The following is a 17,566-nucleotide window of genomic DNA, read 5'->3' on the forward strand; positions in this document are numbered from 1 at the left end:
CCAGTAAGACAATGGAGGGAGAACCACAATGAAAGCCTTTATAAAGGGGTTCTCCCGACTGACCGAAGCGATTGCCGGCGGGATGCTGGCGGCAATCTTCCTGATCTTCCTTCTACAAATACTTCTGCGGTACTTCTTTACCCCCGCCGGATGGACGCTTGAACTTATCGGCATTCTGTGGGTCTGGGTGATCTTCTTCAGTTGCGCTTTCATAGTGCGAGAACGGGATCACGTGAAGTTCGACATCATCTACCTTTCCGTGCCGATGCGCGTGCGGCAGGTCTTTGCGATGCTGGCGGCCGCAGCGATCGTGGTCGGTATGCTCTACAGCTTCCTTCCGACGTGGGACTACATCGATTGGATGAAGATCCGCAAGACATCGACGGTCCGCAATCCGTTTTCCGGCGAGAAGATACCTTTGCGCACAGTATTCTCGATTTACGCGGTATTCATGCTGGTCGTCGCAGCGCGCTATGCGTGGCTATTCTTCGACGTCATGCGCAATGGCCCACCAAAGACAGAGTTGGAGCTGGTCGTTGGGTACAACGTCGTTGACGATCATCCCCGTGTCGACGTCGAAGGGGACGAGGAAGTTAAGAAATGAGTTTTGAACTTCTTTCCTGCCTGCTCGCTCTCTTTCTTTTGGCAGGCATCGGGACACCTATCGGATATTCCATCCTTTTGGCCTCATTGGTGTATCTGGGCACGGCCGGGCTGGACGTAGCACTCGCAGGCGAGAAGATCCTGCAGGGCTTCTACAAAAGCACGATCCTGCTTGCCGTGCCTTTGTTCATCGTCGCCGCCAATATCATGAACGCGGGCTCGATCACGGACCGTCTGCTGAACTTCTGCGTCGCCGCTGTTGGTCGGTTCAAGGGCGGTCTCGGGCACGTCAACGTGGTAGCGTCTCTGATCTTTTCGGGTATGTCCGGCTCGGCCGTCGCGGATGCCGCGGGGATCGGTAAAATCATCATTGAGATGATGACCAAGGATGGCCGCTACAGCCGAGGTTACGCAGCCGCGATCACGGCGGCGTCGGCGACGATTGGCCCGATCATTCCGCCCTCGATCCCGATGGTTTTGTACGCGCTCGTTTCCAAGGCCTCTATCGGGTCGCTGTTCCTGGCCGGTATTCTTCCGGGCCTGATCATGGGCGTCGTCCTCATGGCGATGAACTATTATCTGGCCGGAAAGCGGAACTTTGCATTGGAAGAACCTGTTCCTCTGCGCGAATTGCCGGCTAAAACCGCCAACGCGTTTCCGGCACTGCTGATGCCCGCAATCCTGCTGTACGGTATATATGGCGGCGTCACCACTCCGACCGAAGCCGCCGCAGTTGCTGCATTCTACGCTCTGCTACTGGCAGCGTTGTTCTACCGCGCGCTGACCTTCCGTGGCCTTTATCAAGTGTTCGTCGACAGCGCGCGTTCCTCCGCCGCCGTCGGGGTGGTCATTGGTGGCGCGTTCATTCTGAACTTCATCGTCATTCAGGAACAGATTCCACAGTCGATCTCGGCACTGCTGGAGGGTTCGGATGTTAGCCCGATTGTATTCCTGATCCTCGTAAACCTGCTGATCCTCGCGCTGGGATGCGTGTTAGACGCAACAACGATCATCCTGGTGATCGTGCCCCTGTTCATTCCAACCTGCGAAGCGCTCGGGATTGATCTGGTGCATTTCGGAGTGCTGGTCGTCGTGAACTCAATGATCGGTTTGATCACGCCGCCCTATGGCATTCTACTCTTTGTGATCAATGCCGTGACGGACATTCCGCTGCGCGAAATCATCTCCGAAATCTGGGCCTTCCTCGCGGTTCTCATCTTCGCCTTGGTGATAATGATGCTGATGCCGGATCTGGTCCTGTGGTTGCCGCGTATGTTTGGATATCAGGGATAATGTGCCTGTCGGTTTCGACAACGTCGATCCCCGGTGATCTGGCTGAAAAGCTGAGTGCTATCGCTGACGCGGGATTCGGGGGTGTCGAATTACACGAACCGGATTTGACCGCTTTTGACGGACCGCCATCGCAAGTCCGCAAGATTGCATCGGACCTCGGCCTGAAGATATGCCTGTTACAACCCTTCCATAATCTTGAAGGCCAGCCCGAAGCCGGACGTGAGCGCGCCTTTGATCGACTGAAGCGCAAACTCGACCTGATGAGCGAGCTGGGAACGGAATTGCTTCTAATCGGGTCCGCTTTCGAGGCCGGTGCCGCTGCGACCGAAGAACAGGTAGTAGCAGACCTTGGCCAGGCGGCCCAAATCGCAAAAGAAATGGGGATGCGTCTGGCCTACATGAGCTTGCCATGGTCGGATCTTATTCACTCGGATGAACAGGCGTTAGGCGTCGTTGATGCTGTCGACAGCCCTAATCTGGGGTTGGCTTTGAATTCCTTCTTCTCGCTTGCCGACGGATCCAAACCAGCCCGCCTTCGGGACATTCCCGGAGAGCGGCTGTTCCATGTGCAACTGTCCGATGCACCCCGGCTTGAGATGGATATACGTCGGCTCAAGCGGCACTTTGGGCTTCTGCCAGGGCTTGGGTCGCTGAACCTTGCGGGCTTCGTTCGCGTGTTGTCCCGCGCCGGATACAAAGGGCCTTGGTCGGTTGCACGCGTCAACGAAGCAGCTCCTCAACCCGGTGGCCGAACACTGGCCCGAGACAGCTACAGGTCGCTGGTGAACCTCCTGGATGAGGTATCCCGGACCGAGCCGGGAACCGATTTCGGCATCCCGGACCTGCCGGAACGCGTCTATGCGTCAGGCTTCGAATTCGTCGAATTTACAGCCGACGAAACAAGCGGCGCGCAGCTGGCAGATATGTTGTCAGCAATGTGTTTTCGAATGGAGCGAAAGCACGTATCCAAGTCCGTCGAGCTGTGGCGGCAGGGCGCGATAAACATCGTTGTGAATACCGAAAAGGAAGGATTTGCCCATTCGGCGTTCCTGGGTCACGGCCCCTCCGTTTGTGACATGGGGTTGCGTGTCAAAGATGCGGATCAGACGGTTCAGCGGGCGACCGCGTTGGGCGCGCCGAATTTCTCACAACCGGTGGGAACAGGGGAACTGGATATCCCGGCCATTCGGGGCGTTGGTGGCAACGTCGTTCATTTCATCGATGAGAAATCCGATCTCCATCGGGTATGGGACATTGAGTTCGAGCCGGTTGCTAAAACCAAATCCACCCAACCTGCCGGTCTGCGTCGTATCGACCATCTGGCCCAGACGATGCGTCACGATGAGATGCAAAGCTGGCTGCTCTACTACATTTCGACTTTCGAGATGGCAAAATCCCCTATCGTGAACGTCGCCGACCCGTCTGGTGTCGTGCAAAGCCAGGCTATCGAAAGTCCCGAAGGCGAAGTGCGCTTAAACCTGAATGGGGCAGTTGGGCGTCGAACACTGGCGGCGTCATTCCTTGAAGATGGCTTTGGGGCTGGTGTTCAGCACATTGCCTTCCAGTCGGATGATGTTTTTGAAACTTCAGCCCAGTTGCTCAAGTCTGGCTTTCCCAGCCTGTCCATCCCGGAGAACTACTACGCTGATCTGCAAGCGACATTCGGATTGGATGACGATTTGGTCGCCCAATTGCGCAGGGGGAACATTCTCTACGATCGGGCGGCGGGTGCTGAGTATTTTCAGATATACAGCCGCCCCATCTTTAACGGCTTCTTCTTCGAAATTGTTGAACGCCGTATGGGCTATGCCGGTTATGGCGCGCGCAATGCACCCATTCGCCTTGCTGCGCAAAGCAAAACCCAGCCGGTGAAAGAGGTGCAGACGCAATGACCGCGCAGACGACAGACGATGAGCGCGCCGTTCGCCAATGGTGGCGTACCTCCATCATCGACATGAAACCCGGACAGATCTCTTTTCGTGGCAACGCCATAGAGGACCTGATCGGAAACGTATCTTTCCCGCAGATGATCTGGCTTATGGTGCGGGGCGATCTACCCAGCGACGCGCAAGCGCGCCTGTTCGAAGCCGCTTTGGTCGCAGGCGTGGATCACGGCCCACAGGCTCCCTCAATCGCGGCTGCGCGTATGGCCGCCACCTGCGGGGTAGGTCTCAATAACGCGATGGCGACTGCGGTGAACATGCTGGGCGACGTGCACGGCGGGGCAGGAGAGCAGTGTGCAGAGCTGTACTATGATATCGCAGCTCGCATGGATTGCGGAGCATCGTTGAATGACGCAGTGAAGGACGGTCTGGACAGCTGGCGCGAGACCTATGGCAAGATCGTCTCGGGCTTTGGTCACAGGTTTCACAAACCTGTCGATCCACGCGCACCCCGATTGATGCAACTTGTTCGAGATGCGGCGGCAGAAGGCACAGTTTCTGGCCGGTTTGCCGATATCGGAGAAGAGGTTCAAGCCGAACTCGGTCGTCAACGAGGCGGTCGGCCAATTGCCATGAATATTGACGGCGCGACAGCTGTGATCTTCTGCGAACTTGGCTTTCCTGCGCCCTTGTCGCGAGGGCTGTTCTGCCTGTCCCGCTCGGTCGGAATACTCGCCCACGCTTGGGAACAGATGAACCAGGGTGGCCGCAACAAAGGGCCGATGCCCCCTAATTACTTACCCCTCTACGAAGACAGGAATGATGACACGTGAGACATCGAAATCCTTCCGGGTCGGCCTTATCGGCTGTGGTCGTATCAGCGATATTTATCTAAAAACACTATCCAAATTCTCAAACGTTGAGGTCGTGGCTTGCGCAAGCCTTGACCCTTCGGAAAGCCGCACCAAGGCAGATCAATACGGTATCGCCAAGGCCTGTGCGCCAGATGGGGTGTTTGACGATCCGACGATTGACTGCGTTCTGAATCTGACAATTCCGGCGGCGCATGCCGAAATCAGCCTGCGTGCGTTGGAGGCGGGCAAGCACGTCTATTCCGAGAAGCCGCTGGTTATGGATCGAACGGATGGTAAGACGATTCTGCACATGGCCTCTGAAAAGGAGCTACTAGTCGGTTGCGCACCCGACACATTTCTGGGCGGTCGTTGGCAAACCGTTCGGCGCTTGATCGATGAGGGTGCCATTGGCAAACCGACAGGGGTTTTTGCCCATGTCGGTACCCACGGGACGGAACGCCACCATCCCAACCCGGATTTCTACTACCAGGCCGGTGGCGGGCCCTTGCTGGACCTTGGGCCATATTACCTGACCGCCATGGTTTGCTGCCTTGGTCCGGTTGACCGGGTCGCCGGAATGGCGCGATGCACTTTCGACAAAAGGATGATCGAAAACGGCCCTCGCAACGGCGAATGGATGGACGTCGAGGTCGACACGCACTCCCTTAGCCTGCTGCAGTTCTCCTCCGGAGCTATAGGGTCGATGACCATGAGCTTCGACGTCTGGGACAGCGAAACGCCGCGGTTCGAGATCTACGGTGAAAAAGGCACCATCAGCATCCCAGACCCAGACCCGGTTCATGGTGCCAATATCTTTCAAGGGGATGTTTGGCTGAAAACGCGGGACACCTCGCGCTGGTCTCATCAGCCCCGTCCAACAGGTCGCGAGGACTGGCAAGTGGTCGAAAACAAACATGGATTCAATGAAGACAGCCGCGGGCTCGGCCTTTTGGATCTGGCCCTGGCGGCGCAAGAAGGACGCCAACCCCGCGCAAGTGGAGCGCTCGCCTACCACGTTTTCGAGGTCATGGACGCGATCGAACGGGCACCAAAATTTGGCGCCTATCAGACGATAGAAAGCCGTTGCGCGGCTCCGGAGCCTTTGCCGGTCGATTTCCTTAACGATGAGAGGAAGGAATTGGTTCATGCCGATTGAGACACTCGACTTTGCTCAGCCATTCTTTCGCGTCCAGCACATAACTGACGAGCGCAGAATTTCTATCGAGGGTCGCGCCATCGTCCTTAACCTTGGGGGGCGAAATCTCTCTGTCGAGGATCAGACCATTGCACCGCTTTCCTCTGTGATCGTGCAAGACAGCACGCTTAGCGGCGTGGAACGTACAGTCATTGTCCACGATTTCGACGCCCATGCCGATGACAACGAGTTGTTCGCATGGGTGAAAGATACATGGCCATCTGCTTTTGATGTTCGCCAAGAGGAGCGTTTACGCGGTGTCAGCCACTACATGTCGCCAAAGGTCTTTGTGGGTAACGTTGGGCTGACCATGTACCATTCCGGCTCGGTGCCGCTGAATGTCGGATTGCACAAGGATCATCCGTTCTGCCCGGTACCGGGGTTTCGCGAAGTGCATACACAAATCGTAGGCTTTGGGAAAATGCAGCAATGCCGTGAGCGGGATGTTGAATCCCTTTACCTCGAAGAATTCATGGCCCCCGGCACGACGCACAAACCGATGTATGACGCCGAAGGCAACTATCCCTGGCATCAGTACGAGACGATTACCCCCAGCATTTTCATGGCGGTGGAAATGCTGCCGGAAGGCGTACGGGTCCCGGAAATGGAGATTCAGAATGGCTGAGAGACTTTTTTCCGAAGACCTGAACTTTGACGGACCTTTCCCCCGATTGTCTCGCCGTTTGCGGCTGGGTGTTGTTGGCGGCGGACGTATCTCTGTCACGCAGGCAACGGCCGCGCGGATGACCGACCGGTGGGAGGTCGTCGCAGGAGCGCTCAGTTCTGACGCCATGCGAAGCAAGGCGCGCGGGGCCGAGTGGTTCCTGCCGGCCGACCGGTGCTATGCGTCCTTCGACGAGATGGCAAAGGCCGAGGCGGCACGCCCGGATGGCGTAGATGCCGTCATGATCACCACCCCGAACCACGTTCATTTCGAAGCGGCCAAAGCCTTTCTGGAGGCGGGCATTGACGTGCTGTGCGATAAGCCCCTGACCAACGAAGTCGCGGAGGCCGAAGGGATTGAGGAGATTACCGCGCGCACGGGACACATCTTTGCTGTCGGCTATGCGATGTCATGTTTTCCAGTAATCCGTCAGGCCAAACAAATCGTGGCGGAAGGCGGCATCGGTAAAATCAACCAAATCCACGTCGAGTTCATGCAAGACTGGATGACGCCCGATGATGTGGCAGATGCGCCCCACGTCAAATGGCGGCTGGACCCAAAGATTTCTGGTCCGACCAGCTGTGTCGGCGATATCGGCACCCATGCCGCGCATCTCGCCAGTTTTGTCTCGGGCCTGCCCTTGACCGACCTACGGGCTGAGTTTCATGTCTGCGGCGCGCCAAAGCCTTTGGAAGACACAGCATTCATGTTCACCCGCTATCAAAACGAGGTTCCGGGGACCCTGATGGCGACACGCCTTGCCCCCGGGAATCGGGGAGGGTTGCGGTTGCGCATATTCGGGAACGAAGGAGGTCTCGAGTGGGACCTGGAGAATTCGGAACAGCTGAAGTTCAATCGGTTCGGTGAGCCGGATCGTATCATCAGCCGAGGTCACGGGCATGGCATCGGCCCCGGCGCAGAACGTCTAATCCGGACCGCGCGCGGCTTCCCAGAAGGGATTATCGAAGCCTGGGCCAACCTCTATACGGAATTTGCTATGGCCGTAGCCGCGCGTCGGGATGGCGTTACCGTTCCGGATGATTGGCTTACTTATCCCAGTGTCGAACAAGGTGCAGATGGCGTCCGGTTTATTGAAGCCTCCGTGCGCTCTAACCAGTCCGGAGGTGACTGGGTCACTCTCTAAGGCTCTGCCAACAAGAATGAAAAACACGCCCGGGCAGTTGCCCGGGCGCTTTCATTTCCTGCTCAGTATTAAAAGTTGATATTTTAAAAAATATCAGATATTTTTTACTACGTGTGATGAATTTGAGATTCGCAGACACATGGAGCTGCCGTTCATGGTGAAACCCGAAGAGGCTGGCGCAAGCCCCTCTCTCTATTCCTTGGCGCATCTGACGCTGATTGGCTGTACGCCGCCCGAGTTGGTCTATATCGCAGCGCGGGCCGGTTACGATGCCGTCAGCCCCCGCTTCATTCCGATGCATGTGCCCGGTGAATTCACTCAATCTCCAATCGACAAGGCACAGGTGCATGCCACCAAAACTGCTCTCTCTACCACTGGCTTGAAAGTCCTCGATGTCGAACTTGCGCGCATCACGGAAGACGTCGATCCGCGCAGTTTTGAACCTTCTCTTGAGATCGGTGGGGAATTGGGCGCTAAACGCATGATCATGAGCGCGTGGACCAATACCCGCGATGATCGTGACTTCCTGATCGACGTCTATTCTGAAACCTGCGAACTGGCGGCGCCCTACGGGCTAACAGTGGACCTGGAGTTCCCAAGCTTCTCTCGCTTGCGCACTCTGGATGAGGCCCTGGATATTGTCCGCGCCTCTGATCAACCGAATGGCGGTATTCTGGTCGATACGCTTTATCTGCACCTCAGTCGCGTTGATCTGGGAGAGTTGCTACACGTCCCCTCGGACCTGTTTCACTTCCTGCATATCTCTGATTGCCTGCCCGGCATCGCCGATACGCGCGAGGGCATGATCCAGCTGGCGCGCGATGCGCGGCTCTATCCCGGCGAAGGCTGGATTGACTTCACCGGCATCATCGAACGGATGCCGCCCGTCGACTATTCCATCGAACTGCCCAACCAAAGCCGCGTTGCCGAGTTGGGATATGAAGAACACGCGCGTCGCTGTCTCAGCCACGCCAAGCGAACATTTGGCGAGGCGCGGTCACAGCGTCGTGTGCCCGATGCTGCAATTCTAAAACACCAAGAGGATCATCATGGGCAAAGAGCTCACTGAAAACGACCGCAACATGGCGGCAGATATGCTGGCACGCGCCCGCGCCGCCATGGCCGAGATCGAGGATTGGGATCAGGACAGGCTGGACCGCCTGTCTCAGGCCATTGCGTGGTACGCAGGGAACGAGAAAACCTTCACCCGGCTGGCCCAGCAAGGCGTGGACGAGAGCGGTATCGGAGATCGCGAAGGCCGCCCAGCGAAGCGCTTCAAGATTCACATGGTGCTGCGAGATGTCTTGCGCACACCCTCGACCGGCATCGTCGAGGTTGATGAAGAAAAAGGTCTGGTGAAATATGCCAAACCTGCTGGCGTCATCGCATCCCTGATCCCAATGACTAACCCAGCGATGACACCACCGGTGACCGGCGTTTCCGCCGCCAACGCCCGGAATGCGGTCATCTTCAGCCCGCACCCGCGAACCGCCCATACCACCTTTGAGATGGTCGAGGTCATGCGCGCAGCCTGCCGTGCCGCCGGTGCCCCCGAAGACCTATTCCAGTCGATCCGCAAACCATCGATCCCGTTAACACAGCACCTCATGGAGATTTGTGACCTGACTCTGGCAACGGGCGGCAAACCCATGGTCAAAGCGGCGTACAGTTCAGGGCGTCCAGCCTATGGTGTCGGCGCAGGCAATTCATCCATTGTCATTGATGAGACTGCCGATCTGGATATCGCCGCGCAGAATACCCGTATTTCAAAGACCTCCGACTTTGGGTCGGGCTGCTCGGCCGACGGCAACATCATCATCCAGCGCTCAGTTTACGACGATATGATCAAGGCGCTTCAAGCCGAGGGCGGCTACCTGTGTTCGGATGAAGAGAAGGCCATGCTCGAAGCGGCCATGTGGGATGAAAAGGGAAACCGTACATTTCCGACCATCGCCTGTCCGCCGCAGCAAACGGCCAAGGTCGCCGGTTTTAGCATCCCCGAAGATCGCAAGTTTCTGATGGTTGAAAATCAGGGGCAAATCGGGCCGCAGCACAAGTTCTCCAAGGAAAAACTGACCACGCTGATGGCGCTTTATCACTTCGAAACGTTCGATGATGCGCTGGAAACGGTCAGCCAGATCTACAACACCGGGGGCAAGGGCCATTCCTGCGGCATCTACAGCCACAATGACGATCACATCGACCGGTTGGCGCGTCTGGCCCCGGTCAGCCGTATGATGGTGCGACAGCCTCAATCCAAGGCCAATGCGGGTGCCTGGACAAATGGCATGCCTATGACCAGCAGCCTGGGCTGCGGCATTTGGGGCGGCAACATCACCAACGAAAACGTCACCATGAAACACATGATGAACTACACCTGGGTCAGTCGTCCGATCCCTGAGGATCGCCCCTCGGAGCCGGACCTGTTCGGTGAGTTCTACGGACAGGAGGTCGCGTGATGGACGGAGCGAAACTGGACGGCAAAACCGTTGCCGAACATATCGTTGACTTTCTCGAACGCCGTGAGGTCAAGCACGTTTTCGGCCTGTGCGGGCACACGAATATTGCGGTTCTGGCTGCGCTGGCGGAAAGTCCCATCGATTTCGTCACAGTACGACACGAACAAATCGCCAGCCACGCGGCGGATGCATATGCCCGCGTGACGGGCAAGGCCTCGGTGGTGCTGTCCCATCTCTCCCCGGGGCTGACCAATTGCGCCACCGGGGTCGCCAACGCCGCACTGGACTGTATCCCGATGGTCGTGATCGCGGGTGACATTCCCACGCATTACTACGGTAAACATCCGCATCAGGAAGTGAACCTGCATGCAGACGCAGCCCAATGGGAGATTTACCGACCCTTCGTGAAGCGCGCTTGGCGCGTGGATCGCGCCGACCTGATGGCCGAGATTCTGGAAAAGGCGTTTCATCTCGCTGAAAGCGGCCAGCCCGGACCAGTACTGGTCAATGTCCCCATGGACATCTTTTCAGAGGTGATCCCCTCGGACAGTTTCGACCGTATCCGCGACAACACGCGCGCGCTCAAGAAACCGTCGGTTGACGACGAGACAGCGGGAGAGATTGTCGAAGCGTTGGCTAAAGCCGAAAACCCAGTCGCTTATGTCGGGGGTGGTATTCTTCTGGCACAGGCCAGCGAGGAGTTGCGAGAATTTGTTGAACATATGGGCCTTCCAGTCGCGCATTCCCTGATGGGTAAAGGCGCGTTGCGAGACGACCATCCGCTTGTACTGGGAATGACCGGGTTTTGGGGCACCGAATTGGTCAACCAGTCCTGCTTGAATGCGGACTACATCTTTGCGGTGGGAACCCGGTTCAAAGAGGCCGATTGTTCCAGCTGGTATCCCGGCTACACGTTCAACATTCCCGGCTCGAAGGTCATCCATATCGACATCGAACCGCAGGAAATCGGTCGGAACTATCCCACCGAGATCGGCGTCGTTGCTGACGCCAAGGCCGCTTTGCGCGCCCTCAACCGGGTCGCCCGCGAGATGTATCCGGACGGTTTCAAACGCCCCGCTCTGGAACAGAAGATCGCCGACTTCCGAACGGATTTCAAAGCGCACAACGTGGAAATGGCGACCTCAGCAGCCTTTCCGATGATGCCCGAGCGTATTCTGGCAGATACCCGCAAGGCACTGCCCGAGGATGCCATCATCACCACTGACGTTGGGTGGAACAAGAACGGTGTCGGGCAACAGTTTGACATTTTGACGCCGGGTTCAATCCTGACCCCGGGTGGGTTCGCGACGATGGGTTTCGGTCCTCCGGGTGCGATCGGCGCGAAACTGGCGGCACCTGATCGTGTGGTGATCAGCCTTGTTGGCGATGGTGGTTTCGGCCAAAACCCGTCGATGCTGGCAACGGCCGTCGAACTCGATTTGGGCATTATCTGGCTGGTCATGAACAACAATGCCTTCGGAACCATAGCAGGTCTGCAAAAGGCGCATTACGGTCTGACCTATGGAACCACGTTCCCCGGATCAGCCGCCGCACCCACAAACGGACCGGGCTATGCCGACATAGCGCGAGCCTACGGCGCGGAAGGGCACAGACTCAGCGCTGCTGACGAGTTGTTGCCTGCATTGGAAGCGGCAATCGCCAGCGGGAAACCTACTGTCCTTGATGTCCCAATGATCAATAACCCAACACCAACAACCGGACATTGGAACATCTTGGACATATACTCGCCGGACAAAGAGGTATCTCACGTCGCGACTTGACGAAACTGGGCGCGTTCAGGCGCGCCCAGTTTCTTGTGCCAATGCACATCCGTGCTCGAGGAAATACCCGTCTTAGTGTTGCAAAGGTTGCCATGGCAAACCGAAGGTTAGTCACGGTCTGACATCAATTGGCTTTGGCTGAAAGAAAGATAGAAAGAAAACCTGAGGCGAGCCTCTTCATTGAACATGTCTATCCAAATTCTGCGGAAAAACATCGTATTTTTGCTGATCCAGCGCACATGCACTGGATCAGTAAGTGCACTGTAATGTCATCTGTGCGAGGTTGACTGTCTTCTTGGAACGCTTGGTGAGCGTAGCATCTCAGTCAAGACGGCTTTGGCGGTCTCGGGGTTCAGCGAATCTTTTATCAGTGCGTCCACGTGTGTTTTCTCCATCTGCTCGAGGACGGTGAGCAGCGCGGCTGCGCGCTTCACGGCGTCGAGCGGGAGGTCGGTTCGCAGCGACAGGCAAAGAAACTGGTTTGGGACCTGGTTTGGTAGTCTTTTTGGCAGGCGTTTTCGGAAATAGAAAATACGTCCGCGGCGCATGAGGTAGGGGCCGGCATGGTAACGGGGTTTGCGCAACCGACTGCCGGGTCGGTTAGCGGGTTTGCGGACGGCACCTGCGTTAGCGTGAATGTCCCAGGGCGAATACTGGGTGAGGCCAGAGCAGGGTCAGTACACAGGGTTGAGCTTTCAACGATTTCGCGGGGTATGAAAATGGCCGATACTGAATGCAACTATCAACGGATAGTCTCGGTTGAGGAAGTCAGGTGCGCCCTTGAAGAGGCGCAGTGCCAGCAATGTGGAATCACCACCAATGAGTTAATTTCACGCGGGGAGTTGCTCGAGATCTGCGGTGAGGAACTTTGCTCTGACATCTCAACAGGCAAGAAAACGTTCATCACGATTGCACTATGCCCAAGCTGTCATGCACGGGCTCATCAGGACGCCGAGAACAAGCATAACCCCTGCCAGATAAAGGCTCGGTGGAGCCGAGAGGGCCTCACTTAAGGAGTTGCCGGGCAGACGCCTCTTGCTTTGACTTCTTTGTCCCAAAGCAGGCGTTGGTTTAGAGTTGGCTGAATGACCGTTCTGCGGACACAATGGTCGGTCACCTCAGCCATGTCATTGCAGGGGTTGCACAGCGTTAGTCTCCGGGACAACCTTGGTCTTGAATTTACCGAAGCGGAGTGGCCATCTGTCGACCACTTCAATCAATCAACTTCTAGAGTTCCCTATTTATGGCCCTGCATGATCACCCTATGTGGCGAAAGCCCCAACATCATCAAGATCTTGACCACGCGCATGACCACGTCCATTGGGCCGAGTTATTCTATGACCTGATCCATGTTGTGACGATCTTCTTATTGGGCAACTACCTGTCGCACCACCTTGATTTTCATGGGTTTCTTGTGTTCGCAGGGGTCTTCATCACGCTCTGGTACGCTTGGGGTGAACTCAGCATCTTCAATTCGATCTATGTCAGCACCGATTTCTGGCACCGCCTGATTATGTCGGTGATGATTTGTACGGTGATGTTTATGGCTGCAGCGATTCCGGCTATCGACGGCAAGGGCTGGGTTTTCTTTGCTTTAGGATTTTCGGCGAACAGAGCCATGATCGCGGCGCTTTATTATCGCGCCCGGCGGGTCAATTCTTTCGGCGAGTCGATGTCGGCAGCGCAGATTCGGAACTTTTCGGTTTTTGCGGTGATCTTCGCCATCACAGCGTTTCTACCGGCACCGCTTGCCTATTGGGTATTTGCTGTCGCGATGGTCGCTACTCAGGCAATGTACATGATCCCAGGCGTCACTGTCCTACGCTTCGAGCGGTTCGTTCCGCGCCTTGGTCACATGGCAGAGCGGTTTGCTCTGCTGACGCTAATCGTTTTGGGTGAAGGCTTCTTCAAACTGGTCGTCACTCTCTCAGAGAAGGGCATCTATAAAGTTTCACCTGATGTGCTGGTCAACTTCGTTATCGGCGGCGTTTCAATGTTTGTGATGTGTTGGATTTATTTCGACTTTGTCGGTAACGCCAAACCAAAAGACAAAAAAGTGTCGACCTTAGTCATCTGGTGGCTTGCGCACCTGGTCCTGATGTTGTGCGGCGTCATGGTTGGCGTGGCACTTGCAGCGGAAGTCAAGGTCGGGTTTTGGGAGCCTTACCCAACCGAATATGCAGCCATTGGCTGTTTTGGTCTTGCCGGATACATAGCCATGCTTTGGGTGCTTCAGAACGTCATTGAGCACCGCCTGGCCTCAGACTTCGGGCGCTGGGACATCCGAGTGTTTGGGATCGTTCTGGCAATTGCCTGTTTCTATATCGTCCCACATGTTCCTTCATTGGTTGGTAACCTGATCTGGGGGACAGCTTTGCTATCACAGATCGCCATACCTTTGACACGCGCCTGGATGAAGTTCCGAGATGGGTGAGGCTGTGACAGATTCAAGCTATTTGAGGCAGAGGGTCTATTGGTGGCTGGAGCGCCCAGACCGGGCAGCCACAGGCCCTTGGTTGCTGGAAATAGCTTTGATCGCCCTGATCACGCTGAACGTAGCTGCAGTTATCCTTGAGACGGTCGCTTCCATCTATGCTCGTTGGGGTTTCGCGCTTAACCTGTTCGAAGGCCTTTCCTTGTTCGTGTTCGTGGTCGAATACGTTGCCAGACTTTGGGTCTCGACCGAGAACCCAAGCTATAAAACGCGCGCCTCCTGGGCTGTGTCTCCGATCGCGATCATCGACTTACTGGCTGTGCTGCCTGCGCTGCTTTACCTGATCTTTCCGGTTGACCTGCGACTGCTTCGAACTTTCCGTATGTTGCGGCTACTCAAACTCACTCGGTACTCGCCTGCGCTCGGCATGCTTCTCGCTGTATTTGAAGAAGAGGCTGGCGCTTTTTTCGCCGGTTTCTTTATCTTGATGGTGATGCTGATATTTGCCGCAAGCGGTGCTTGGCTGGCAGAGCATGAGGTGCAACCGGATGCGTTCGGCTCAATCCCGGCGGCAATGTGGTGGGCTATGGCGACACTTACGACCGTTGGCTATGGCGACGTGACCCCGGTCACGGTCGCGGGGAAGGTCTTCGGAGCAGCGATCACGGTGATCGGCATAGGTATGGCCGCATTGCCTGCAGGGATCATCGCAAGCGGTCTAAATGACCAGTTGCACCGCCGACGCGCAAGCCTAGAGCGTGAATTTCGAAAAGCCCTAGAAGACGGCGATATCTGTGAGGCGGACGAGGCCGTTATTGACGCGGTTCGCAAGCAATTGGGCCTGTCGCGCCGCGCTGCTGACCACATACGAAATCGCGTGCATGCCGAAACGGTGCCGCAGGTCGATCGCTGCCCCACATGTGGCCAACCGACGACCCAAAATACCAAGCCTGTTTACGAAGAATGACTTTTCTAAGAAACACCCTCAATTGCCTTGGGTCGGGCGTCCACTTCGGGCTCAATGCGGACATTCAGTTAATAACGCCCAAGGTCTGCAATGCGGACTTAGCTGCCGGATGCTGATGCAGCAAACATCGCGCGCCCTCACCAACCAGATCGCAAAATTACTCGCGGCAATGCAGCGCGATTTCCCAGAAAGCGGACGTCCAAATCACGCAAATCGACCGAAATCCAATCCGGACATTAGCTACGCTCCAGTTCTATGTCTCACATGCGGACACACCGGAAATTCGTAAATGGCTGGATTCCGCAGCCTACTCGATCAGCATGTGGATCACAGCACGTACATCGGAGTTGCAAAAGCCTGTTCTTCGGCCAAAGCTCGGAAACAACCTTAGTAGAGTTGAAGGAGACCCCATGGCTAATCTGGGCACACGTCCGATCAGGACGCGCGACGACATAGCTGAGTTCGAAGCCGAGATGACGCTCGACGAACGGTTGCCCGAGCAAAGCATCTTGGAAGTCTTTGAAAACAGTGCTGAGCGTGATCCCGATGCTGTTGCACTGACGATGTTGATGACCGGAGCACCAGATGAGCAGCCTCGTCGTGTCACCTACGGCCAGCTACTTGGGCAGATCCGGCGCGCAGCAAATCTTTTTGCCGAGATTGGAGGGGAGGCACCGGGCGTGGCGTATATGTTGCCCGCTTTGGTTGAAACACACGTCACGCTTTGGGGCGCAGAAACGGCTGGTTACGCTGTGCCCATAAACTTTCTTTTGCAGCCTGAGAGCATAGCAGAGCTTATCAAAGCGTCGGGGGCGAAAATCCTCGTTACTCTTGGCCCACACCCACAACTCGACATCTGGCAGAAAGCTTTGGCATTGAGGGAGCAAATCCCGGACCTCGTGCTGGTACGCGTTTCTCCCCCGGGTACGCCTGCTGAAGCCGGGGTGACTGACCTCACCGAGGCATTGGCTGACCAACCACAGGATCACCTGGCATTTGGGAAGGCCCGGAGCGGTTCTGATCTGGCGGCCTATTTTCACACCGGGGGTACAACGGGCGTTCCAAAGCTTGTTGCACACACGCATCGCAGTCAATTGGTTGCAGCTTTCGGGGGCGCAGCTATGTGTGGTTTTCGTTCGGATGATGTTTTTACGGCCACGTTCCCGCTTTTCCACGTCGCCGGCACGATTGTGGGCGGGCTCAGCTGTTTCATGGCAGGCGTAGAGCTGCTTGTGATGACGCCCGCGGGTTTGCGTAATCCATCGGTGGTCGAAAGCTTCTGGCGGCTTGTCGCACATCACAAAGTCACGATTGTCGGAGGTGTTCCAACCGCGATTGGGGCGATCCTGCAGACACCGATTGGTGATAATGACGTCTCGGGTGTGCGGGCGGGTGCAACCGGCGCATCACTGCTTCCACCCGCCGTCGGGCAACGCTTCAAGGAGGTCACGGGCTGCACTTTGTTCGAAATTCTTGGCATGACAGAAGCGTCCGGACTGATCAGTATCGACCCACTGGGTGGTTCTGGTACTGCGGGCTCAGTGGGTTGGGCGTTGCCATACACAAGTGTCGACGTTCTGAAGCTGGAAAGCGATGGCCGTCTGGGAGAGGAATGCGAGGTCGGCGAAATTGGTGTAATTGCAATTGCAGGCTCCCACGTGTCTCCAGGATACAGCGAGCCGAGCTTCAACACTGGGGTATTCGACGAGGGTGTCCTAAACTCGGGCGACTTGGGATACAAAGACGCTGATGGCTGCCTGTACGTTGCTGGCCGTTCGAAAGACCTCATTATTAGAAGCGGTCATAATATAGATCCGGCCATGATCGAAAACGCGATGAGCACCCATCCCGCTGTCGCGTTGGCCGCTGCGGTCGGGATGCCTGATCCTTATGCCGGAGAACTGCCCATGTGCTTTGTTCAGGTCCACACACCGGATGATGTTACGGTCGAGGAACTCATGGAACATGCTCGGCAGACCATCGACGAAAGACCGGCATGGCCCAAAATCATTGAAATTGTTGATGAGATCCCCCTGACGTCCGTGGGCAAGATTTTCAAACCCAGCCTGCGATGCGATGCTGCAAAGCTGGTCGTGAAAAATCTGCTTCGTGACGAACTTCAGGTGTCTGATGCCGATGTGCAGGTGGAGGCTGGAGGGCCACGCGGACTTTGCGTGACGGTGAAACTGAATGATGCAAACACGACGTCCGGACCTCTTGTTGAGCAAAAGCTCAAGGATTTCCTGTTCGAGACGCGCATTGTGGGAGGATCGTAAAACGCGCTCGTCC

The 17,566-nt window shown here is 56.3% G+C and carries 14 protein-coding genes; 13 read left to right on the plus strand and 1 reads right to left on the minus strand.

All coding sequences use genetic code 11. The features are described 5' to 3' along the window. Nucleotides 1-28: 28 nt before the first annotated feature. The 10 genes from GOX73_RS10870 to GOX73_RS10915 all read left to right on the plus strand — a co-directional run bounded on the left by GOX73_RS10870 (nt 29) and on the right by GOX73_RS10915 (nt 11,876). Nucleotides 29-604: a TRAP transporter small permease gene (locus GOX73_RS10870; RefSeq protein WP_171125991.1), complete on the plus strand. Its 576-nt coding sequence runs from the start codon at nt 29-31 to the stop codon at nt 602-604. Next, nucleotides 601-1,896 (plus strand): TRAP transporter large permease, encoded by a 1,296-nt coding sequence (locus tag GOX73_RS10875; RefSeq protein WP_170328647.1) that lies wholly within the window; start codon nt 601-603, stop codon nt 1,894-1,896. The genes GOX73_RS10870 and GOX73_RS10875 overlap by 4 nt, the downstream gene beginning before the upstream one ends. Then, a complete protein-coding gene (locus GOX73_RS10880; protein ID WP_371808589.1) occupies nt 1,863-3,788 on the plus strand; it encodes a bifunctional sugar phosphate isomerase/epimerase/4-hydroxyphenylpyruvate dioxygenase family protein in 1,926 nt (641 codons plus the stop codon). Before GOX73_RS10875 ends, GOX73_RS10880 begins: the two co-directional genes overlap by 34 nt. After that, entirely contained in the window at nt 3,785-4,612 is an 828-nt protein-coding gene (locus GOX73_RS10885) for a citryl-CoA lyase (protein WP_170353336.1), read from the plus strand. Before GOX73_RS10880 ends, GOX73_RS10885 begins: the two co-directional genes overlap by 4 nt. Beyond that, nucleotides 4,599-5,789: a Gfo/Idh/MocA family protein gene (locus tag GOX73_RS10890; protein WP_171125986.1), complete on the plus strand. Its 1,191-nt coding sequence runs from the start codon at nt 4,599-4,601 to the stop codon at nt 5,787-5,789. Before GOX73_RS10885 ends, GOX73_RS10890 begins: the two co-directional genes overlap by 14 nt. After that, nucleotides 5,779-6,453 (plus strand): hypothetical protein, encoded by a 675-nt coding sequence (locus tag GOX73_RS10895; RefSeq protein ID WP_171125984.1) that lies wholly within the window; start codon nt 5,779-5,781, stop codon nt 6,451-6,453. The genes GOX73_RS10890 and GOX73_RS10895 overlap by 11 nt, the downstream gene beginning before the upstream one ends. Beyond that, nucleotides 6,446-7,636 carry a Gfo/Idh/MocA family protein gene (locus tag GOX73_RS10900; protein ID WP_171125982.1) on the plus strand — a complete coding sequence of 397 codons (1,191 nt, stop codon included), beginning with the start codon at nt 6,446-6,448 and terminating at the stop codon, nt 7,634-7,636. Before GOX73_RS10895 ends, GOX73_RS10900 begins: the two co-directional genes overlap by 8 nt. 139 nt (nt 7,637-7,775) lie before the next feature. Continuing rightward, the gene (locus tag GOX73_RS10905; protein WP_217351004.1) at nt 7,776-8,705 is read left to right on the plus strand and encodes a sugar phosphate isomerase/epimerase; all 930 of its coding nucleotides are present in this window, start codon (nt 7,776-7,778) and stop codon (nt 8,703-8,705) included. Beyond that, on the plus strand, nt 8,686-10,095 hold the full coding sequence (locus GOX73_RS10910; RefSeq protein WP_171125980.1) for an aldehyde dehydrogenase family protein: 1,410 nt from the start codon (nt 8,686-8,688) through the stop codon (nt 10,093-10,095). Before GOX73_RS10905 ends, GOX73_RS10910 begins: the two co-directional genes overlap by 20 nt. Continuing rightward, entirely contained in the window at nt 10,095-11,876 is a 1,782-nt protein-coding gene (locus tag GOX73_RS10915; protein WP_171125978.1) for a thiamine pyrophosphate-binding protein, read from the plus strand. The genes GOX73_RS10910 and GOX73_RS10915 overlap by 1 nt, the downstream gene beginning before the upstream one ends. 269 nt (nt 11,877-12,145) lie before the next feature. Here the strand turns inward: GOX73_RS10915 and GOX73_RS21035 are convergent, their stop codons facing one another. Further along, a complete protein-coding gene (locus tag GOX73_RS21035; protein ID WP_371808590.1) occupies nt 12,146-12,424 on the minus strand; it encodes a DUF6538 domain-containing protein in 279 nt (92 codons plus the stop codon). A 716-nt stretch (nt 12,425-13,140) separates the two neighbouring features. Between GOX73_RS21035 and GOX73_RS10920 the strand changes: the two genes are divergently transcribed. From GOX73_RS10920 to GOX73_RS10930, 3 genes are all read left to right on the plus strand, one after another. Further along, nucleotides 13,141-14,310, plus strand: a complete 1,170-nt coding sequence (locus GOX73_RS10920) for a low temperature requirement protein A (protein ID WP_254429170.1) — start codon at nt 13,141-13,143, stop codon at nt 14,308-14,310. 4 nt (nt 14,311-14,314) lie between these two features. Beyond that, on the plus strand, nt 14,315-15,277 hold the full coding sequence (locus GOX73_RS10925; protein WP_171125974.1) for an ion transporter: 963 nt from the start codon (nt 14,315-14,317) through the stop codon (nt 15,275-15,277). A gap of 410 nt (nt 15,278-15,687) precedes the next feature. Continuing rightward, on the plus strand, nt 15,688-17,553 hold the full coding sequence (locus GOX73_RS10930; RefSeq protein WP_171126930.1) for an acyl-CoA synthetase: 1,866 nt from the start codon (nt 15,688-15,690) through the stop codon (nt 17,551-17,553). Nucleotides 17,554-17,566: the final 13 nt, after the last annotated feature.

It is taken from the genome of Ruegeria sp. HKCCD7221 (assembly GCF_013031225.1).
Taxonomy (GTDB): domain Bacteria; phylum Pseudomonadota; class Alphaproteobacteria; order Rhodobacterales; family Rhodobacteraceae; genus Ruegeria.